Origin of the sequence: Candidatus Endomicrobiellum agilis (assembly GCF_020328115.1) — a bacterium.
In the GTDB taxonomy this organism is placed as follows: Bacteria; Elusimicrobiota; Endomicrobiia; order Endomicrobiales; family Endomicrobiaceae; genus Endomicrobiellum; species Endomicrobiellum agilis.
The window spans coordinates 16,142-37,220 of record NZ_JAIXMW010000007.1; the positions used below are offsets into that span (position 1 = coordinate 16,142).

A 21,079-nucleotide genomic window follows, 5' to 3' on the forward strand; every position below is an offset into this window, starting at 1 on the left:
GACATTATGAACGCTGCGAAATATTTATTAGACGCTAATGTATTTATGGAATCTCAAAAATATTATGGTTTCGATATAGTCTCAGGATTCTGGGAAACTATTAAAACCGAACATAAAAATGGAAAGTTGTTTAGCTTGCAGTGTGTAAGAGAGGAAATTCTCAAAGGAAAAGATGAATTAAAGGAGTGGATAAAAAAATTAGACCCGGAGTTTTTTTTGACGGAAGGCGGAGCTATAGAAACTTATGGAGAAATTCAGAAGTGGGCTGCAGAGCAAAAAGAGCGGTATAAAGAATCGGCAATAGAAGAATTTGCGCGTTATGATAATGCCGACCCGTGGCTAATAGCGTTTGCTTTAAAAAATAAGTATAAGCTGGTTACAATGGAAAAACTTAATTTGGAAAAGAAGTGTGCTATACCGATACCCAACGTCTGCAAAGAGTTTGAAATTGAGTGCCTTGATACATTTGATATGCTGAGAGAATTGGAAGTATCTCTGGTAAGATGCGAAAAATAGTTTCAGTAATCTTTTCCATCTTTTTGTCTGTGTCGGCGGTTTTTGCCGGCGCGTCTGTAACTCCTTACGGAGCGGCTTCAACTGTTTCCGGCAGTTGTTTTCTTTTGGAGACAAAAAATTCAAAATTCATTGTTGACTGCGGTCTATTTATGTCTGAAAAAGCCGACTCTGCAGTCGACGGCGTCAGTGCCGACGTTGAAACTGCGGAGTTAAAAAACCTGCGAATTCAACCTGAGCTTATTAGAGCGAAAGCTCTTTTCTTAACGCATGCTCATTTAGACCACAGCGGCAGAATCCCGCTTTTGGTGCATAAAGGTTTTAAAGGTAAAATTTATTCTACCGAAGCCACAAAAGAACTTGTTTTGGCTCTTTTTAGAGGCGGAGCGGGGTTTGACCTGATAAAGAGAAAGTGGTTCTGGTCAAAAAGCCGGATAGAAAAAGCGCGATATAATAACGGCAAAGTTATGGCGCACTGGACGAACGCTTGTAAAAAAAATATAGAGTCCGCCGAGTATTCCGACGGCGAAATTCTTTTAAAGGATTTGGAAGAAAAAAACGTTAAATTTTTGTTATGTAAAAAATGCTGCAAGGAAGAAACTAAAAAAATAGAAAATCGGTTTGTCACGGCAGAGTATAACAAAGACGTTAAGATTTCTGATAGCTTTACGGTAAAATTTATAAATGCCGGACATGTCCCGGGTTCCGCAGGTTTTATTTTCACGATTGACAATCAAAAAGTTTTGTTTTCAGGAGATTTGGGGAGCGGTTATTCAAGATTTAACGGTATGTTTGATGTTCCTGAAAAAGTTGATTTGATCTTTATGGAAGCAACTTGTGCCTGCGAATGCGTTAAAGGCGGCGTTAAACAATACAAACTTTTCAGAAATGATTTGAAAAAAGCTCTTACCGCGGGAAAAACTGTTTGGATCCCAGCTTTATCTTTTAACAGAACGCAGAAGGTTTTGTACGAGCTAAAGCTTATGCAAGATGACGGCGAATTGTCAAAAAAAATACCGATTTATTCTGTTTCTCCCTCCGCCAACGCCGTAACGGTTTTATATCAGAAAGAAGTTGCGAAAAAAAAGGCGGAGTCCGAAGGGACGCCGGCCCGCGCGGACTGGTTTTTAGACGACGTGTATCGGAAAGGCTCGATTCTGCCTGAAAATGTAAGGCTTCGAACAATAAGAAATTATGGTTTGCAGATGATTTTAATTTCTGCAAGCGGCGATATGAGCAAAGGAAAGTCGGAGCAGCTTATCCCTGAGATGCTGCCGAGAAAGGACGTTTTTATAATGATAGTAAATTATGTGGATACTGAAAGTAACGCGGGACTTCTGCTTCAAAATAAAAAGGCGCGTTCCGATGTGGAAAGTCGCGCGGAAATAAAAAAGTACGATGCTTTTTCGGATCATGCGAATTTTAAGATGTTGCAAAAATGGCTTTCAAAACAGAATAAAAACGTTGAAATATACGTGATACACTCGAGCGAGAAAAATACGCAGGATATGGTAAAACTCTTAAAGAGTAAAGGCTGGGAGAAAGTAAACGGCGCAAAGAGCGGACAATCGATAAAATAGGATTTCAATATGTTTTCAAGATTCCTGATAAAAACTTGAGACGCAATGCGGTAATAACGACGTATTTTGTTTTTGCCTTAACGAGAATATGAATATGCGTCGCCGAAAATTTAAACCGTTCTTAAAAAAGCGGACGGCATTATAAGAACAGGCGTTATTTTGTTGTCGCGTAACTGCGTCATCGGCATGTGTTTTAAAATTGGATGCCTGCGAAAAGGCGTTATTAGGTTTCCTTGAAAACGATAAAAATCAAAAAAAGCTTTATATAGTGCAAGTTATGGCGGGAAACGGCTTCGCCAGAATGGAAAAAAGATGTTTAAAAGCGTTAAAATATATCCCGCCGTCGGGAGCAGTTTCATTTCCGCCGCGTCGCGTAGAGCTGTGGATAGAAAAAGAAACGCATTGAAATATCTCAAAGAAGCGGTATTTTGCGCCTGCGGGAATTCCGTCTGCGAGTTAGCCGCGGGCGGCGAAATTGATTTGGGATAAAAATAACGGCGAATTGTTTTTTTTGTGATTGTCTGTTTGGCGAGCATTTTGCTGTTTTGTCAACAAGCTGTTTTTGCAGAGCGAAATATCTGTGTTTATTTTGAGACGGTTTATAATTTTTAATATCGCTTCCGTCTCTTGTTTTATAGCGTTGCTTAATGCTTTCGCTTTTGTTTAAACGATCTTGCGCTGCAGGCTGCCCAATATTTAAAACGGAAGAATCGGGAACTGCCGTAATTTCAAAAAATTTCCGAATAATTTCTATGGCGCTTAATTATTTGGCAATGTTTGTTATTTTTCTTAAAGCTGCGGAATATTAAATGAAATATCAGTCTGCCGTAAAACTGTTTTTTACAAAATTGCCGGATAATTTAGTTTTTTTGGATATTGAAACTACGGGGCTTGATCCCGTAAAAGGCGCGAGAATAGTTGAAATTGCAATGCTTAAAGTATGTAACGGCGTTGAAGAAAGGTATGAAAGTCTTGTAAATCCAGGTCAGCCTATACCTCCAGAATGCTCTAAAATCCACTCCATTTGCGATGATATGGTGAGAAATTCGCCGTCTTTTGCCGAGATTGCGGAAGATGTGATTTCTTTTATTGGAAACAATGCCGTTGTGTGTCATAACGCTTCTTTTGATTTACTTTTTGTCCACAGAGAACTTTATCAGGCTGGAATGCCTGTAAATAATGTCTATTATATAGACACTTTAAAACTCGCGAGACAGTATTTCAGCTTTGATTCGAATAGACTTGCGGATATAGCGGATGCCATAGGCGTTGAGGTTGAATTAAGCCACAGAGCAATGGCGGACGTTTTGACAATGTTCTCGGTTGCAAAGTATATATTTGCCAATATGTATAGGAAAGGTGTGGATATGATAGAGCTTTTTGTGTACGAATACAGTACTTTCGGGTAAACGCATGTCGCGCGCTGGCTAGTAAATCGCCGAACGGCTGGCCGCCGGCTGTCGCAAATCGCGCAAATAGGTTTTGGAATGACATTGCTAGCAGCGATTGGCGGTTTAAGCTGTTTCTTGTATAAGCTCTAGAAACGAATGTGAACGGGTGAAAAAAGAAAATGAAAGTCTGTCGCAAGAAAACAAACTGTCAGTCTCATTACCCGACAAGCTTAAAGAAAGCGAAAGCGAAGTCATTTCGTCGGGGGAAGGAAACAAAGAGTTGTCCGCGTTGCGCCGAGAGCGACGATTAGCCGTGTTGCGCGCGGGGTAACCAACCTAAAGATAATCAGATAAACTTTCTGAAGCAAAAAAGCGGCGAGCTGAACTAAAAAGTTATGCCGCCAAAACAAGAAAAACTCCAAAAATCATGTCGCTGGAACGAGAGAATCGGCGGATAAACGCAGAATGTCAAAGAGTTTTAAATTAGTTCTTTTTTTATCAAGGTTTGGCGGAGCAAAGTCTTGATAAAATAAAAGCGTGTTATTTTGGACGCCTACAACAAATAGAGAACGATTACAGAAAATTAAAATGAAGAGCTTGAAAAAGTTCTGAATGATAAAGCGTTTCCTTAAAAGAAGAATATTCGCTGAATAATAGTTTTCATAAATATATTGACGCGTTATATTGCGCAAGCGCCAGCTTAATGAAAATGAAGCTGGTATTTTGCATTAAGCGGGCTTGCTTTGTTTCGGCAGTTTGATACAGAAAGGAATTGTCAATGTCCGCCGCGTCTGTTTTTAAACTTACTGCCAGCGAGAACGAGGTTCGAAAAATCGTTCGCGTTTTGCGATAAGAGCCGTGTTTTCATTGCTGCCGTTCTGTTCTAAAGTAAGCGAATCTTTTGCTGTGGCATTGTAATAAAATTAAATATGCCGCCGTCAAAAATTATGCCTCTTTCAGTTTTTTCTTTTAAAACGTCTGTTTGAGAATTCCTGAGTTTCTTTTGTTATGTAGATAAAAGCGCCGGTTCTCTGCGGAAAGTCCCGCCGATTATAAGCTATAGTAGATTTTTATGAAAAATGGTAAAAAAGATACTTATTGTGTATGATTAATTGATATTAGAAATATCTAAGGCGCGTCAAACGGCGGCAGAAAGTAAAGAGTTACAGCCGTTGTGTGTTGGTATTAAAAAAATAATGTTTGACAAAATATGATAAAATTTTATATGGCTTCGTCGTTGAACAGTAGCGATAAAAAAAGAATAAAGAGTGGAAAATGTGCGCAAGGTATCAAATAGCGGACAAAAAAACTTTTTGAATATTTTGGAGGATCAAAAAAATCCAAAATATGTAATTTGACGGGAATGAAAAAATTCAACTTTAGAAGTTGGCGAACATTGTGAATTCCCTAGCGATATTGTTAGCAGCGGACTTCTTAAGGATAAAATAACTGTAAAAAAAAGAAAATATTTTTGAGGAAAGTACGGACTGTGCGAAAAGCGGTTGAAGTGAATAAAGGTTTGTGCTTACAGGAGGTTACAAATGGCGGAAAAAGTGCAGAAAGTGGGAGTAGAGAGAGAATCGGGCTACCTTTATTTTATTGATAAAGAAGGCGATGTTTCAAGAGCTTTGATGGCGAGAGGCAAAAACAAGAAAAGCAGTAAATCGTCAAAAGTGAAAAAGCTCGGCTTAAAGAAAGAAAGTGGATATTTTTATTTTCTTGATGTGCAAGGCGATATTTCAAGGGCTGTTATGGGCAGAGGTGAGAAAAATAAAACTAAGAAGACTAAGGAAACTGCAAGTAAAACTGTCGGCGCTAGAAAGGCGGCAAAGAAAAGCGTCAAGAAATAAAAATAAATTTAAAAATATAATCTTTTTAAAGACTTTGGCGGTGAATAATGCGCTGCTAAAGTCTTTTTTTTGGTGTTTGCGGTTTCCGTCGTTTGCCAATTAATTTTCTTTCTGCCGAATCGTTAAAAAAAATGAGAAAAAAATAGAAATATCATAGTGAAAAAACAGCGGGAATCAAACGGATTTTAAAAGCTTAGAATTATATTTTAATCTATAAAATAAAGAAGCTATGCTGTTAACTTAAAAAAAACGATGTTGATGGAAATAACAAAAGTGCCGCCGAAAAATAATAGGGGCTTATAGTAAAAAAAGTTTTGATAAATAAAATTCGATTTGAGCGCGGTGTGTTTTCCTCGACAGTTTTTCAGGTTTTACAAAGACGGATCAGAAACGCGGCATTTCCATTTTTTTTATAATTTGCAGTGCTTGTCCCTCTCTTGTTTTAAGAACTTTCGCCGCTTTAGTTTCAATATTTTTGTTTTTCCAGTGTCTTTTTACCTAAAATATAATATAATTTGAAAAATTGACTTTAACACTGCAATTTATATATAATACTACAAATTATATGGTGTTTTTTTCATTTACCGCCATTATAAATTTTAAAAGAAAATGATTTTTGCTGTTTTCAATCAACTCAACAATTCTTGCAAGTCTCTGGATTTTTGATAGCAAAGAAACGTATTATCGTTAAATAAAACCGTAGAAAAATATATTTTAGGAGACAGTTCATACTGCCTAAAGGAATTTTTCCTAAAGAAAAAGATATGCTTAAACGACAATACGCCGCGTAGTCGAAGCTGTCTGTGCATCCTGTCCGCCTTTTTAACGCGGCGAAGGGAAAAGGCGATGCAAGGACGAAAAAATTTTTCTAAAAAAACGGCACAACGGGAAATTTATTTATATTCCGGACGGGTCGCAAACCCCGCAAAATCTGGAAGCTATCGCCGTCTTTAAGAGCTGCCCTAAAAAGCTTTTATATACTCAATTCCGTCGGCGAAAATATATTTCAAATTTCAAACAAGTTTTGAAGTGTTTGCCGTCGTTGAGTGTATAAAAGTAAAAATATAAAGGAGCTGTAAAGTGGCTAAGACAGGAATTATTTGTACAATAGGACCGTCAACGCATTCTCTTCAGATTTTGAAAAAAATGTCCGAAAGCGGCATGACTGTAGTGAGACTTAATTTTTCACACGGAACTTACGAAGAACATGAGGAAAATTTTTCTTTAGTAAAAACTTTAAACGAGAAATATAAGAAGAATGTAAAAATCCTTGCCGATCTTGAAGGGCATAGGATAAGAGTAGGTGAACTTAAAGATGGCAAAGTGGAGCTGAAAAAGAATCAGCAACTTATTCTTACAAACAAGAAAATCGTCGGAGACAATAATAGAGTTTCTATAGATTACCACAATTCTTTCTGCGACATTAAAGAAGGATTTACCATTTTTATCGACGACGGCAATCTTAGCCTTAAGGTTTTATCTTCAAAAGAAGACGAGCTTATTACCGAAGTTCAAATAGATTACTTTTTAAGAACGCATAAGGGCGTAAATATTCCGCAGGCTGATCTTAAGTTTCCGCTGATTGAGGAAAAAGACCGCGAAGATATGCTTTTTGCGTTAAAGCATAATGCGGATTTTATCGCAAATTCTTTTGTCAGAAATGCCGCAGACATGGAACCGTTGGTGGATATTTTGAAATCGGAAAAAAATACCAGATGCAGGCTTATTGCAAAAATTGAAGATAAATTGGGAATAGACAATCTTATGGAGATTCTTGAAGTCTGCGACGGCATAATGGTTGCAAGGGGCGACATGGGAATTTCAATACCTTTGTGGACGGTTCCCTCAATGCAAAAATATATAATAAAGAAATGCAAAGAGAAAAAGAAATTTGTAATAACTGCAACTCAAATGCTTGAAAGCATGATTAAAAACCCTATACCGACAAGGGCGGAGGTAAGCGACGTTGCAAACGCCGTTATAGATGGAACTGATTACGTTATGCTTTCTGCGGAAACAGCCGTAGGTCGGTATCCCGATAAAGCTGTGGAAATGATGGGAAATATTATAAAGTTTACCGAAAAAAACGACTATGAATTTAATGAAGTAAAATAGAAACCCGTTTGCCGCTTAGAAAATGAAAGAATCTATAAATCTGCTTGCCGTTTTGAATATTAGTCTTTTATTGATATTCTTGCAAATGGTAGGCGCTTTTTATTCTAAGAGTTTTGCTTTGTTCGCTTATGCGGGCTTGATTATTTCAGACGCTTTTTCGCTTCTTACGAAATTCGCGGATTTAAATGATACGGACGAGGGTTTCAGAAAAGCACAGTTTGTCTCGGTTGTTTTAAACGCGTCTGTTCTTTTTATTTTGGCTTTAGTTATGATAAGCAGAACTCTCGGCGCGGCGTCTCCGCCGAAAATTATAAATATACCGCTTGCGGAAATAACCGCGTCTACGGCGTTTGTCGGACTTATTGTCTGTTTTTTCATTTACGGACAGTTTATTTTTACGGCGTTGCTGTCTCTTTTGATTATAATGGAGCTTTCAGTTCCCGTTTTAAAAAAAATAGTTCTTTTAGATTCTTATTTAAGCGTATTCTTTGCCATCTTAATTATGATGCAATCTGTGTTATTAATGAAAAATTCCGTTAAAATATTGAAGAATAAATGAGACGGCTCTGTCTGTCGTCTGCAAAAACCGCAATCCGAGATTATAAGACGACTATAAACAAACTGGAGAAAAAATGGAAGTAATTTATTCGCTTATAGCCGCAAGCGCGGCAATGCTGGGCGCTCTTATAGTGCTGGCGTTCCATAAGTGGTCTGAAAAAAATTCTTTTTTTATAATAAATTTTTCAGCGGGCGTGATGCTTACGCTTGCGTTTACTCATTTAATACCTGAAGGTATGGGCTTGAATCCCAAGACAATGGTTTATGTTCTTCTGGGATTCTTAATTATGTTTTTTTTGCAGTTTATTGTCTTATTTCATCCCTGCCACGATGACGAATGCTCTAAACACATGGGCGTGACGTCAATTGTGGGATTGTCTTTACATTCTATGATTGACGGACTTATGATTGCCGTAGGGTTTGAAGTGGATAATAGTATAGGAATTCTCACCGCAATTGCAATTTTGCTGCACAAATTGCCTGACGGAATAACAATTTCAGGTATTTTGCTGCACAGAGGCGCTTCCAAAAAGAGAATCTTTAATTTTTCGCTTCTTACGGCTTGTTTTACTCCTATAGGCGCAATTTTAGGGAGAATTTTGTTTAAAAATATGTCTCTGCCTGTTCTAGGTTCTCTGCTGGGCTTGACGGCAGGCTCTTTTATTTTTCTTTCCGCTTCGGATTTAATTCCTGAAACTCACAAATGTAAAAACAGATTTGTACCTTTTATGCTGTTTGCCGGCGCTATAGTTATCCTTGCGACTGAATATATTATGTCCAATTGACTTTTAAATTATTCTACAAAAACATTGCCGGGCAAAGCCTTTCTTTTGAACTCTTCAGTTGAACTTGCTGCTATTTTAAATTGCTCGATGAAAAAAAGCATCGGCTGGCAAAGCGGATTCATCGTAAAATTTCAGCAGAATAATAGGGATTGTATGCAGAATTTATTTCAGCAGACGGGACAGAAGGAAGATTTTAGATTGTTCGTTGTTTCAAGAAGTTTATGTTAAATATAGGGAATTATTTATTATAAGCTGTAGAATGTCAGCTTGTCTGGTTTTTACAACCTTTGCTTTTGCTTGCCACGATAGTTCTTCTTTTAAGCTTGCAGATAAAAATATCCGCTGTAAAACTATCGTTCAGCGGTTTAGATTTAAAAGTTCGCTTACAGTAACTATTTCGTAACCCGCTTTTTTAATCTCGTCTATAAAGTCGCTTAAAAAAGACAGTATTCTTTCATTTTTGCATAAATCGTGCATTAAAAATATTGCGCCGTTCTTTACGGCTTTTTTGTATTTCTCGTGCATTTCTTCAGCGGTCATATTTTTCCAATCGCAGCCGAAACTCCAGTTTATCAAATGGCAATTGTGCTTTTTTGCCGCTTTTACGGCGTCGGGTTTTGAATAGCCGTTTGGAAAGCGGAGTAAATACGGTTTAATGCCCGTCGCTTTCTTGATTATATTGTTGCCTCGCAAGAGTTCTTTTTCTATTTTGTCCGTTTTATCTTTACCTCTATAAGCGTAGAAATTTATGTGTTCGTAAGTGTGGTTTGCAATCTCGTGTCCTGCCGCAGCAACCGCTTTTGCAGCGTCTGGATCGTTCTGTACTCTTATGCCGAGCATAAAAAATGTGGCTTTGACGTTTTTTTCTTTAAGTATTTCTAATATTTTTTCGGTTGCTTTGCCGGGACCGTCGTCAAAAGTTAAAGCAACTTTCTTAATATCTTTAGGTCCGTCGGAATAAAATGTTTTTGCCTGAGCAAAACATATAACTGTAAATAAAATAAATGCCGAAACTATAAATTTTTTCATTTTAAACGTGTTTTTTTTAACCCTATAGCGAAATGAACTGGAAAAGACGCGACAATTTCTGACGGCAGAAAATCCGGTGAAACATACGTTATTTCCATCGCGAAAGCAAGGACAATTTTTAGAGTTTTGTCTCTTTGCCGGATTTTGTCTGTCGCCGGCGGATTACAGTTGCAAAACAGGTGAAATTTCTCAAAAATCTTATGCGGCAAGATTATAGTTTGCCGTCGTTATATTTGACAATAGCGTTAAAATTCCTGCGTTAATTATTTGCATCCAGAAATTATCGCTTATCTTCCACGGGATTGCTTCAACCATCATAGCTGTGGCGGCTCCCATTAGCGCAACCTGCCAATTGAAGATAAAAAGTCCTATTGTAAAGCAAACTGCAAAACACGCCAAGCTGCCTTCCAAACTTTTTTCCGCGAAAGTCTTATGTCTGCCGAGAGCTTTACCCGCCAAAGCCGCCGCCGAATCGCCGAACGCGAAATAAAGAAAACTCGCGATCACCGCATATCTGTTCGGAAATATTAAAACGGTAAGCAGCGCGCCGGATAACGTGCCGATTAAACCGCTGATTTTGTCGGCTTCCTCAGGTCTGTAAAAACCTTTAAAATTATTTTTGAAGAAATCGTTGAATCTGGGGATTTTAAATCTTAAACATTCGCATAGAACGACAATGGCGATTGCGACGGCAAGACCCCAGATGATTGTAGTTTTTGGAAGATGCCAATATCCAAATATATATATAAGAGACAGCAAATGAAACCCTTTTCTCTTTATTTCGTCTCTCGGAATGCCGAACATATTTCCAATGCTCCGGTATATATAAATTTATAGATGCCCGCTGTATTGCCGCAGATTTGCAATAAAATATCTCTTACGGTTATTTTGCCAGGAAAAATCAAAGCCGCAAGCAAAATAAACACTACGGCGTTTACTGCAAAAATTACAACATAGGAAAAAAAAGTTCCGTGAATTCTCAAATCGGGCTGTTCTATAGAGAGGATATATATTGTCAGAGCAATGTGAAAAGCTATTGAGAAACCGACAAGAAAAAGGAAGTATCCGTAAAACTGTTTTATGTCGGTAAACCAGCCGAGAGAAATATAAATTATTATTATCGCGGAAGTATATATCGGAAAGAAATACGGAGCAAGCGTTGTCCAAATATTGCTTTTAGTCAAGGCTACGCTTCCGGACTCTTCTCCAATATTAAATTTTTTAATCTTTGCGCCGCTTAATATTCCCGCTATCGCGTGGGAAAGTTCGTGACCGAATACATAGGTTTTCATCGGTTTGTAAAGGATAATTTGAAATGCTATATAACATAAAATTCCTATCCAAAACGGAATATACTGATTTCCGGCTGAAACCATAAAGTGCAAAAGATTTTTAATAAGAGTATATCCCGCAGCGGCGACTGCAGGCACTAGTAAAAATGCAAAAGTATTTTTAAAAAATTTCATTTTATCGTCTTTACGCCAAAAAGTTTTTGTGGCCGAACCTGCAATAAAGGGGGGAATTTTGAGAGCGAAAATAGCGGCTGCTTGCTTTGCTTGTCCTGATAAACGCAAATGAAACCAGTCTCTCTTTACAAACTGAGTATCTTAGATTCAAAAAGCGCTGCCAGAAATGGAAACAGCTGAAAAACTGCCTCTTTTAAAGACTGATCCGTTTACAGAATATACGCATACGCTATCCCCCCCCAACGTCTCTTCCTCTGCTGGAAGGAGAGAGGAGGGGGGGTATATTTTTCCAAGACGGCTGTCGGACATTTTGCGCCAACTTATCACTTTTATCGTACAAATGCAGAAAAAAAGAACAGTAACAATTATTTTTCTTCGTCATTAGTCCGCATATCCGTAAACGATCTTACTACGAATATAACCGAGATGCCGAAAAATATCGTCGCAAGAACAGCGTTTAGTGCTTTTTTTTCTGCAAGTACTAGCGCAAGTTCTAACGCAAGAAGCCCGAAAAGCGTTGTGAATTTAATTATAGGGTTCATCGCAACGGAAGAAGTGTCTTTAAACGGGTCTCCGACCGTATCGCCGACAACGGTAGCTTTATGAAGTTCGGTTCCTTTTTCGCGCAAATCAACTTCAACGTATTTTTTTGCATTGTCCCATGCGCCGCCGGCATTTGCCATAAATATCGCCTGAAAAAGTCCAAACAATGCTATTGAAATGAGATAGCCTATAAAGAAATAAGGTTCTATGAATGCGAAAGCGAGCGTCGTAAAGAAAATGACCAAGAACAGATTTATCATACCCTTTTGTGCATATTTTGTACATATTTCAACAACTTTCTTGGAATCTTCAGTTGAAGCTTTGTCCGAGCTTCCGTCAAGTTTTATATTATTTTTTATAAATTCTACGGCTTTATATGCGCCGCTTGTTACGGCGTGGTTAGAGGATCCAGTAAACCAGTAAATCACGGCTCCGCCGGCGATTAATCCCAATAGGAAAGGGGCGTGCAGGATCGATAAATTTTCAAGCCCGATAGTGAGACCGTCGGTGAGCATAACTATCGTTGAAAATATCATTGTCGTCGCGCCTACGACGGCGGTTCCTATAAGGACGGGTTTTGCCGTAGCTTTAAACGTGTTTCCAGCGCCGTCGTTTTCCTCAAGCAGTATTTTTGATTTGCTGAAAGACGGTTTAAATCCAAAATCTTTCTCTATCTCTTTATCAATATTAGAAATATTTTCAATCAGCGAAAGCTCGTATACCGACTGTGCGTTGTCGGTTACGGGTCCGTAAGAATCGACCGCAATTGTAACAGGTCCCATACCTAGGAACCCGAAAGCCACGAGACCAAAAGCAAATACTGCCGGAGCTATCATAATCGAGTCTAGTCCCTGCAGACTGATTGCATAGGCGATAGCCATAAGGATTATTATTGTGACACCCATCCAATACGCGCTGAAATTTCCAGCCGTAAGACCTGCGAGAACATTGAGCGAAGCGCCGCCGTGTTTTGAAGAAGTAACGACGTTCTGTACGAAAGCGCTTTTTACGGAGGTAAATATCTTTACGATTTCGGGTATTATCGCTCCCGCTATCGTTCCGCAGCTTATAATAAGCGAAAGTTTCCACCAAAGGGTTCCGTCGTCCAGATTGCCGATTATGAGGTAAGAGACTGCAAAAGTAAATATAATTGATACTATTGACGTTATCCATACGAGAAACGTCAAAGGAGTTTCAAAATTCATTTTATCCGCAGTAGCGTATCTCACTTTTGCAATTACCGAGTTTATTCCATATGAAAGGGCGCTTGCTATGAGCATTATTAAACGCATTACGAAAATCCATACTAGAAGCTTAACCTGTAACACGGGATCGCTTACGGCAAGGACTATAAACGTTACCAAAGCGACTCCGGTGACGCCGTAAGTTTCGAAACCGTCCGCAGTAGGTCCTACCGAATCGCCGGCATTATCGCCCGTACAATCTGCAATAACGCCCGGATTTCTCGCGTCGTCTTCTTTAATATTGAATACAATTTTCATCAAATCCGAGCCGATGTCTGCGATCTTTGTAAATATTCCGCCCGCAATTCTAAGAACCGAAGCGCCAAGAGATTCTCCGATTGCGAATCCTATAAAGCATGCTCCAGCAAAATCTGAGGGAATAAAAAGAAGAATTATGAGCATTATAAAAAGTTCGATGCTTATCAAAAGCATTCCTATGCTCATGCCCGCCCGCAGCGGTATAGCGTAAAGAGGGAAAGGTTTTCCTTTTAAACTTGCAAAAGCGGTTCTTGAATTTGCGAAAGTATTAATTCTCATGCCGAACCATGCTACAGTGCAGCTCCCGAGAATTCCTACAATACTGCAAAGCACGATGGTAACGACTTTAATTGCCTCAAAATGTTGCAGCAATCCGAAATATACAACTATTATAGCCGCAAGCAGAATTTCGAGTATAAATATAAATTTCCCCTGAGTTACAAGATATGTTTTGCAGGTTTCATATATAAGCTCTGAAATTGATTTCATCGACTTGTGAACCGGCAAGTTTTTGATGCTTATAAAATGGTAAAGACCGAATAGCAAACCGCAAACGCAAATAAAAAAACCGGCTGTCAAAAGCGTTTTGCCGTCAACCGCATTTTCAAAAAAGCCGACAGAAGACAGATCTGGAATAATCAGATTTGCTTCGCTTGCAAAAGATCGACTGGCAAACGCGGTCATGAAAGTAAAAACCGCTGCGACTTTTTTCAATGAAAAAATTCTGTTTAACATATTTCCTCCAAGAAATTATTTCTTAGTATTATATTTTTTTTAAGTTTTTTTCTTGCTCTTTGATTTTTTTCCACATAATTTCAATATCTCTTATATTTTTAACCTTGTATTTGCCGAATATGTGCGGATGTCTGCGGACAAGTTTTTTGTTCAGCTTTTCTATTACTCCCGCAATATTGAAGTTTTTATTTTCTTTTGCAATCTGAGCGTGAAATACAACCTGAAGCAAAATATCGCCGAGTTCTTCCTCAAGATTTTCCATATCTTTATTTTCAACGGCTTTTTTCACTTCTTTGGCTTCGGAGAACAGGTGTTTTATAAGAGATTTGTGCGTTTGTTCTCTGTCCCACATACATCCGTTTTTAGAACGCAAAGTTGCAAATATGCCTATCAACTTGTCGAATTCCGTTAAATGCTTTTTCATGTATTTTTTCGCCGCGTTCTATCTTAAGTCTTTGCCACCAACTTTTCTTTTCGCTGTAAATCCCGTTCTGCCCGCCTTATGTTCTGTCAAAAAATCTATATTGTACGGCTTCCGCTATATGATTTGTTTTAATCGTATCGCTGCCGTCTAAATCTGAGATCGTTCTTGAAACTTTTAAAATTTTATCGTAGGACCTTGCCGAGAAATTTAATTTTTCAGCCGCAATTTTAAACGTTTCATGAGCTTTGTCGTCTAAAACGCAATATTTTTTTATTTCTTTTGATTCCATTTGAGCGTTTGCGTATATGTCGTTTCCCGTAAATCTCGCATTCTGAATTTCTCTTGCCTTTATAACTCTTTCTCTTATGCTTGCCGAATTCTCACAATCGTCGTCTAAAGCTGCAAGCTCGGAAAATTTTAGAGCTGGAACTTCAACGTGAATGTCGATTCTGTCCATCAAAGGACCTGAAACCCTGCTTTGATATTTTTTTATCTGATAAGGATTGCACACGCATTCTTTTTCTCTGTGTCCCAGATTTCCGCATGGGCAGGGATTCATTGCCGCGATAAGCATAAAAGAAGCCGGAAAAATAAGACTGCCTTTTGACCTTGAAACGGTTATCTTTTTGTCCTCTAAAGGCTGCCGCAGAACTTCAAGCGCATCTCTTCTGAACTCTGCAAATTCGTCTAAAAAAAGAACTCCGTTGTGCGAAAGACTCACTTCGCCGGGTTTGGGATATGCTCCGCCGCCGGCTAAAGCAACGGCTGAGGAAGTATGGTGCGGGCTTCTAAAAGCGCGTTGCTTTATCAAACCGCCGGCAAAAGTGCGACCTGAGGCAGACCATATTTTTGTAGTTTCGATAGCTTCTTCAAAAGTCATAGGGGGGAGTATTCCGGGAATACGTTTTGCTATCATAGTTTTCCCCGAACCGGGAGGACCAGACATTATTATATTATGGCTTCCCGCCGCCGCAATTTCAGCAGCCCGTCTTGCGTTTTTCTGTCCTTTTACGTCGGCAAAATCATGATTTGTGCCAACGCCATCGCTTAAATCCGTCGCGTTGTAAATATGGGGTTCGCAATTCAATTCGCCGTTAATAAACTTGACGATTTCAACAAGAGTCTTGAAGGGAAATACATTTACCTTTCCCGCAACAGCGGCTTCCTGTTTATTTGCGACAGGCACTATAAAATCTTTTATTTTGTTTTCCTGCAAGCTTAAAGATATGGGCAGAACGCCTTTAACTTTCCTTATTTTACCGTCTAAAGACAGTTCGCCAACGGCGCAAAATCTCTGTAAGTTCTCTTTTTTTACTTTGCCATTTGCGGCAAGTATCCCCAAAGCTATGGACAAGTCGAAAATGCCGCCCTCTTTTCTAATGTCTGCCGGAGCTAAATTAACGGTAATTTTTTTTGACGGAAAGTCGAATCCCGAGTTTTTCATTGCGGCTGCCACTCTGTCGCGCGATTCTCTGACTACAGCGTCGGGAAGACCTACTATGGAAAAAACAGGCATTCCAGATGAAATGTATGTTTCTACTTCAACTATGTTTGCTTCTATGCCGTTAATAGTCGCGGAATAAATAAGCGAGAGCATTTAAGACCTCTTTTACTTTCTCACTATTTATTATATCATATTATTCCATTCTTCCAAAAGTTAACTAAGTCTGTAAACGCAGACGTATAGATTTCAATTTACGCGTTAAAAACGGCGTCTCATCTTTTAAAACAATATAAATGAAAAACTGAACGAATTATAACTGCTGCCGCGGAAGCAGGGGCATAAGACTTGAGCAAAAACAAATGTGTAAACTAGTCATTTTTCTCTTTTGTTTGCCTTCCTTGAAAGCAAAAAAAACAGTTGCTGGGGAAATAGGTGTAAAATCTGCTATATATAGAAATGGAGATATAATCTTTGAGAATGGACAAAAACAAATTATTTCTGCTTTATTACGTATTTTCTCCGAAAGCAAAAAAACGGTTGGTAAAGAAACGCATACATAAGTTTTGAACAGAAACAAAAAACATAAGTTGATCATTTTTCTATCCTATTCGCTTTTCCTAAAAACTGAGTCTATTGTATATGAGAACAAAGGCAAAAGTCTTAAGAGTAAACAAAGACATAAGTAGAAATGGCAGATGTGATCTTTGGCTGGAAACAAAAGTATAAGTTGATGGTTTTGCTTTGTTACGCATTTCTCAGAAAACAAAAGCGCGTCCGCTTTGGAGACGAAGGTATAAGATTTGAGAGGGAAATAAAAATCAGATATTTTGCTTTGGTGTTTGCTTCCCCCCAAAAGCAAAACGAATGACTTTTGCGAAAGCGGAGAAAGCGTAAGTCTTGAGAGTAAGCAAAAGCAAATATATCTGTATTTATCAACTATGTGGATATAAGGATTTAAGGAAACATTCTCATGTCGGAAAGCTGCTATCTTACTGAAACTGCCGAAGCGCATTCCAGAATATTTTATAGAAATTTAAAAAAGTTGTTTCCGCAAGTCCGTATAAAAACGACAAGAATAAACAGAACTGCCTCAACTTTTTTGTCTTTGTCAAATAATTCGCCCTCGCAATACATTTTGTCCGTTTATAGGCTGTTTTTTATTATTTCCGGTATATATTCTTCCGTGCCGATTGCCATTATATGGACGCCGTCTGCAAATGAACGAAATTTTTTAATCATTTCAGAACAAATTTTTATGCCTTCCGCCAAGGGGTTGGAAGCAAAATTGATCCTGTCCTGTGTTTCTATCGGTATATTTATTCCGGATAAAGACTGCAGAAACTGCATAAATTCGAGGGATTTAATGAGAATTATTCCGGGTAAAATTTTTACTTTTAAATGTTTCACCTTATCAAAAAAATTCTTATATATCTCTGCGTCAAAAATTGCCTGCGTCTGAAAAAATTCGGTTCCAGCTTTCGCTTTTTTTTCAAGCATTAAAGCTTGTAAATCGCTTGGTTGAGCCGACGGGTTTACAACTGCTCCAACGCAGAATTTCGGATTGCCGCGTAATTTTTTCCCCGCTAGATCTACGCCTGTTTCTAAAAGGCGAGCGGTTTTTATAAGCTGTAAAGTGTCCAAATCGTACACTGCTTTTGCTTCGCGATTTTCGCCTAGAGACGGGTGGTCGCCGCCTAAAATTAAAACGTTTTCTACGCCTAAAATATTTGCGCTCAACAATTCGGACTGTAATGCAATTCTGTTCCTGTCTCTTACGGTAAGCTGTAAAATAGGCTCTATTGCATGGTCTATCAGGATTTTGCTCATCGCAAGAGAACCCGCTCTCATAGAAGCTCTTTGATTGTCTGTGACATTTACGGCGTCAAGCCCGGACAAACAGGCTGCTCTGCGAAAAAAAGAAGAGGTATCTACGCCTTTAGGCGGATACAGCTCCGCCGTTATCAAAAATTTATCTGATTTTAGTTTCTCTTTAAATTTCAAATTTTTATTTTTCCTTTATTATTGTATGTCTAAATTAAGTTAACGTCGGCGGCTTATGGCGACTTAAGGCGACGGCGCTGAAAAAACCGCTAGTGCGTAAAACTGTATTACATTTGTTGCTCCGTTGCCGTTGCGTGTTTTTTTGACAGCATGTCAACGCACTTTTTCCTCTTTCCTGCAGTAAACGCGGGAAAAAGCTTGAAACTGTCAGACTATATTAACTTTTACGCCCGCTCTATTCTACCTGCGGGAGTAAAAGAAAAAAAAGAGTTCTCCCTTTCGTGCTAAGAGAGAATTGCAAGAGGAAAAGTAATTTGACGAAATAGAGATGTGTCGTTAAAATGCAGTTTTATATATTTCGGGGCGAACAAAAACCGTTAAAAATTTGCGAATTAAAAACCTCATATGCATGATGTTTCCCGCGACACAAATATAGAAAATGATTTTCTCTATAAACGAATATATGTATAAAAAAGCGGGTGAAAAACAGGAATAAGAAAATGAGAATTGCATTGGTGTCGTTAAGAGTCAGTTTTTAAATAGCGTCTTTTTCGGTTCTATATATTGATTGAGAAAGTTTTCTAGCCTTCCAGTCTTTTTTAACTTTTCGTAAATCAAAACCCACATGCAGTCTTTTGTATGGTCTGTCTCGCATTTACCGTTGGCGAATCCGCCGCACGGTCCGTTGACAAAACCTTTGGCGCATCCCGATTTCGGATACAATTCTTTTGAGACTTTGCTTTGTTGTTTTTTTTCTATCATTATAATTTTGTATTCGTAAGTTTTGAAACCGCTTTATCAAGTCCCGATATGCATATTTCATCAAAAAGACTGACAGCCGTTTTTTTCATTAAATTTATTTTTTCTTTATCTTCCTGCTTGAATTCTGACAACACAAAATCTGCCGTGTTAATAAATTTAGGGAGCGGACCTGTGCCAAGCTTCATTCTTGGGAAATTGTCCGTATGAATATAGTCTATTATGGAGTTTATTCCGTTGTGACCGCCGGCCGATCCCGACATTCTTATTCTATATCTGCCGAGAGGTATTGAAAAATCGTCATAAAAGACAAATGTCTCTTCAGGTTTAATTTTATGATATTTTGAAAAAGAAGAAACTGCTATTCCCGAGAGATTCATAAAACTCGCAGGTTTTAAAAACCATACTTTGTTGTCTGCCTCTCCGCAAAGAGAAATATCGCTCGTATTATTCCACTTTTTAAATTCCAGACGTTTTGATGCTGCTATTTCATTTAAAATAATAAAACCCAAGTTATGGCGAGTATTTTCGTATTTCCGTCCGGGATTTCCGAGTCCTACGAAAAGCTTGATCTGCCCGCTCATAAATTAAAGTAGCCTCGCATCCGCCTATTTTTTTGTTCCGCCAGTCGCCGCCGCGTCTGTTACCGCTCCTTCTTCGGCTTCTTTATCTTTCTTCCCTTTGTTGATTACTTCAGGCTGCGCCGCATCCGCTGCTTCAGCTGTCGCTTCAGGTTTTTCCTCTTCGGCTGCGACAGATATGACGTGGACTATAAGCGTTGACGGATCCTGAATATATTTTATTCCGTCTAATTCTGGCAAATCTGCGACGGTTATTTCCTGTCCTATTCCCAATGCGCTGACATCAATGCTGATTTTCTGAGGGATATTTTTAGGCAGTGCCTCTACTTTGACTTCTCTGACTATGAATTCCATAACCCCGCCGAAATTTTTAACCCCGTCGGCAATACCGTCAATATGAATAGGAATCAAAACTTCGACTTTATCTTCAAGCGAAATTACGTGAAAATCTATATGCACCGGATTCCTAGTTAAAATATCTCTATCTAATGATTTTACTATTGCCGCTTTCTTTCCGTCCTTAAAGCTCAAATTTATAATGACATTTGCTCCGTTTGCTTCCATTATTGAAACAAAAGCTTTTGAGTTGACAGCTATGGATTCAGACTTAATGCCTTTTCCGTAAAATACCGCAGGAATTTTTCCGCTTTTTCTTAAAGCCGCAATGTTCCCTTTTGATCCCGTCGTTCTCGCTTCCGCGTCTAAAATTACTTCCTTCACTGAAATCCTCCACATTGTCGTTACAGTCGCGCTGCTTTATGATACAAATCCGCCGAAGTTGTAGAAAACGGACAAAAAATAAATCGCAGTCACGCTTTTTTATCTAAGTCGGACATATATCCTCTTTTTATTTTTATGAGAAAAGAGCGCTTATTGATTCGTCATTTGAAATTCTCATTATAGCTTCCGCCAAAATCGGAGCAATGCTTAAAACAACTACTTTTTTCGTCGGTCCGTCTTTTGACAATGGAATCGAATCCGTTATGATGAGTTCTTCTATGCACGAATTCTGAATTTTCTGTTTTGCGTCTCCTGAAAGAACTCCGTGAGACACTGCCGTAAAAACTTTTGCTGCTCCTTTTGCTTTTATCGCCTCGGCTACTTTTGTCAAAGTTCCCGCAGTATCGACTAAATCGTCTAGAATTATACAATTTTTATCTTTCACTTTGCCGATAATATTCATTACCGACGCTTCGTTGGGACACGGTCTTCTTTTATCGACAATCGCCAGTTCTGCATTAAAATGTTTAGCGAAAGATCTCGCTCTTTCCACGCCGCCAGCATCAGGGGAAACAATTGCGACATCTTTCAGATTTTTCTCTTTAAGGTAGCTTAGAATCACCGGCCTGCTGTAAAGATGATCAACAGGAATGTCGAAGAAACCCTGAATCTGCCCCGCGTGCAAATCCATAGTCAAAACTCTTGTAATGCCCGCGGTAGCAAAAAGATTTGCGACAAGTCTTGCTGTAATTGGAACTCTCGGTTCGGATTTTCTATCCTGCCTGCCGTACCCGTAATAAGGCACGACCGCCGTTATTCTTTTTGCCGATGCTCTCTTTAAAGCGTCCGCAATAATTAAAAGTTCCATTAAATTCTCATTGACGGGGAAACTTGTAGGCTGGATTATATAGCAATCCGTTCCTCTTACGCTGTCAATAATTTTAACCTGTATCTCGCCGTCGCTGAAACGTTCCACTTTTGCTCCGCTCAACTCAACTCCGAGTTTTTGTCCGATATGTTTTGCAAGTTTGGGGTTGGCGTTGCCCGAAATAATTTTAAGCTTCATAATGCCTCTTTATGTTT

Annotated in this window: 21 protein-coding genes; 9 read left to right on the plus strand and 12 right to left on the minus strand. The window is 38.7% G+C overall.

Translation table 11 applies throughout. From position 1 onward, the window contains the following. The first annotated feature begins 6 nt into the window (after positions 1-6). From LE179_RS05155 to LE179_RS05190, 8 genes are all read left to right on the plus strand, one after another. Positions 7-516, plus strand: a complete 510-nt coding sequence (locus LE179_RS05155) for a DUF4411 family protein (RefSeq protein WP_374129307.1) — start codon at positions 7-9, stop codon at positions 514-516. Further along, positions 504-2,093 (plus strand): MBL fold metallo-hydrolase, encoded by a 1,590-nt coding sequence (locus LE179_RS05160; protein WP_374129308.1) that lies wholly within the window; start codon positions 504-506, stop codon positions 2,091-2,093. Before LE179_RS05155 ends, LE179_RS05160 begins: the two co-directional genes overlap by 13 nt. Positions 2,094-2,405: 312 nt before the next feature. Further along, positions 2,406-2,582, plus strand: coding sequence for a hypothetical protein (locus LE179_RS05165; protein WP_374129309.1), 177 nt, complete (start codon positions 2,406-2,408; stop codon positions 2,580-2,582). A 320-nt stretch (positions 2,583-2,902) separates the two neighbouring features. Further along, positions 2,903-3,502 carry a PolC-type DNA polymerase III gene (locus LE179_RS05170; protein WP_374129310.1) on the plus strand — a complete coding sequence of 200 codons (600 nt, stop codon included), beginning with the start codon at positions 2,903-2,905 and terminating at the stop codon, positions 3,500-3,502. Between the two features lie 1,523 nt (positions 3,503-5,025). Beyond that, on the plus strand, positions 5,026-5,334 hold the full coding sequence (locus LE179_RS05175; RefSeq protein ID WP_374129311.1) for a hypothetical protein: 309 nt from the start codon (positions 5,026-5,028) through the stop codon (positions 5,332-5,334). Positions 5,335-6,414: 1,080 nt separating this feature from the next. Continuing rightward, entirely contained in the window at positions 6,415-7,449 is a 1,035-nt protein-coding gene (pyk, locus tag LE179_RS05180; protein ID WP_374129312.1) for a pyruvate kinase, read from the plus strand. Positions 7,450-7,471: 22 nt separating this feature from the next. Beyond that, on the plus strand, positions 7,472-8,008 hold the full coding sequence (locus LE179_RS05185) for a hypothetical protein (protein WP_374129313.1): 537 nt from the start codon (positions 7,472-7,474) through the stop codon (positions 8,006-8,008). Positions 8,009-8,081: 73 nt separating this feature from the next. Continuing rightward, positions 8,082-8,792: a ZIP family metal transporter gene (locus LE179_RS05190; RefSeq protein ID WP_374129314.1), complete on the plus strand. Its 711-nt coding sequence runs from the start codon at positions 8,082-8,084 to the stop codon at positions 8,790-8,792. A 357-nt stretch (positions 8,793-9,149) separates the two neighbouring features. On the opposite strand, the gene LE179_RS05195 is transcribed toward LE179_RS05190, so the two are convergent. The 7 genes from LE179_RS05195 to LE179_RS05225 all read right to left on the minus strand — a co-directional run bounded on the left by LE179_RS05195 (position 9,150) and on the right by LE179_RS05225 (position 16,088). Then, positions 9,150-9,821 (minus strand): polysaccharide deacetylase family protein, encoded by a 672-nt coding sequence (locus tag LE179_RS05195; protein WP_374129315.1) that lies wholly within the window; start codon positions 9,819-9,821, stop codon positions 9,150-9,152. Positions 9,822-10,019: 198 nt separating this feature from the next. Further along, positions 10,020-10,625, minus strand: a complete 606-nt coding sequence (locus LE179_RS05200; RefSeq protein WP_374129316.1) for a diacylglycerol/polyprenol kinase family protein — start codon at positions 10,623-10,625, stop codon at positions 10,020-10,022. Beyond that, positions 10,598-11,287 (minus strand): hypothetical protein, encoded by a 690-nt coding sequence (locus tag LE179_RS05205; protein WP_374129317.1) that lies wholly within the window; start codon positions 11,285-11,287, stop codon positions 10,598-10,600. The genes LE179_RS05200 and LE179_RS05205 overlap by 28 nt, the downstream gene beginning before the upstream one ends. A 147-nt stretch (positions 11,288-11,434) precedes the next feature. Next, a complete protein-coding gene (locus LE179_RS05210; RefSeq protein ID WP_374129318.1) occupies positions 11,435-11,596 on the minus strand; it encodes a hypothetical protein in 162 nt (53 codons plus the stop codon). A 56-nt stretch (positions 11,597-11,652) separates the two neighbouring features. Then, positions 11,653-14,067 (minus strand): sodium-translocating pyrophosphatase, encoded by a 2,415-nt coding sequence (locus tag LE179_RS05215; RefSeq protein ID WP_374129319.1) that lies wholly within the window; start codon positions 14,065-14,067, stop codon positions 11,653-11,655. Between the two features lie 28 nt (positions 14,068-14,095). After that, positions 14,096-14,491, minus strand: a complete 396-nt coding sequence (locus tag LE179_RS05220) for a MazG nucleotide pyrophosphohydrolase domain-containing protein (RefSeq protein WP_374129320.1) — start codon at positions 14,489-14,491, stop codon at positions 14,096-14,098. Positions 14,492-14,567: 76 nt separating this feature from the next. After that, on the minus strand, positions 14,568-16,088 hold the full coding sequence (locus LE179_RS05225; RefSeq protein WP_374129321.1) for a YifB family Mg chelatase-like AAA ATPase: 1,521 nt from the start codon (positions 16,086-16,088) through the stop codon (positions 14,568-14,570). Positions 16,089-16,294: 206 nt separating this feature from the next. On the opposite strand from LE179_RS05225, the gene LE179_RS05230 reads away from it, so the two are divergent. Next, complete coding sequence (locus LE179_RS05230) at positions 16,295-16,495, plus strand: hypothetical protein (RefSeq protein ID WP_374129322.1); 201 nt, start codon at positions 16,295-16,297, stop codon at positions 16,493-16,495. A 583-nt stretch (positions 16,496-17,078) separates the two neighbouring features. Here the strand turns inward: LE179_RS05230 and LE179_RS05235 are convergent. From LE179_RS05235 to LE179_RS05255, 5 genes are all read right to left on the minus strand, one after another. Next, positions 17,079-17,936: a methylenetetrahydrofolate reductase gene (locus LE179_RS05235; protein WP_374129323.1), complete on the minus strand. Its 858-nt coding sequence runs from the start codon at positions 17,934-17,936 to the stop codon at positions 17,079-17,081. A 528-nt stretch (positions 17,937-18,464) separates the two neighbouring features. Next, on the minus strand, positions 18,465-18,698 hold the full coding sequence (locus LE179_RS05240; protein ID WP_374129324.1) for a methylenetetrahydrofolate reductase C-terminal domain-containing protein: 234 nt from the start codon (positions 18,696-18,698) through the stop codon (positions 18,465-18,467). Continuing rightward, positions 18,698-19,279, minus strand: a complete 582-nt coding sequence (gene pth / locus LE179_RS05245) for an aminoacyl-tRNA hydrolase (RefSeq protein WP_374129325.1) — start codon at positions 19,277-19,279, stop codon at positions 18,698-18,700. Before pth ends, LE179_RS05240 begins: the two co-directional genes overlap by 1 nt. Positions 19,280-19,303: 24 nt before the next feature. Continuing rightward, positions 19,304-19,996: a 50S ribosomal protein L25 gene (locus tag LE179_RS05250; RefSeq protein WP_374129326.1), complete on the minus strand. Its 693-nt coding sequence runs from the start codon at positions 19,994-19,996 to the stop codon at positions 19,304-19,306. A gap of 133 nt (positions 19,997-20,129) precedes the next feature. Continuing rightward, positions 20,130-21,062: a ribose-phosphate diphosphokinase gene (locus LE179_RS05255; protein ID WP_374129327.1), complete on the minus strand. Its 933-nt coding sequence runs from the start codon at positions 21,060-21,062 to the stop codon at positions 20,130-20,132. Between the last annotated feature and the right edge of the window lie 17 nt (positions 21,063-21,079).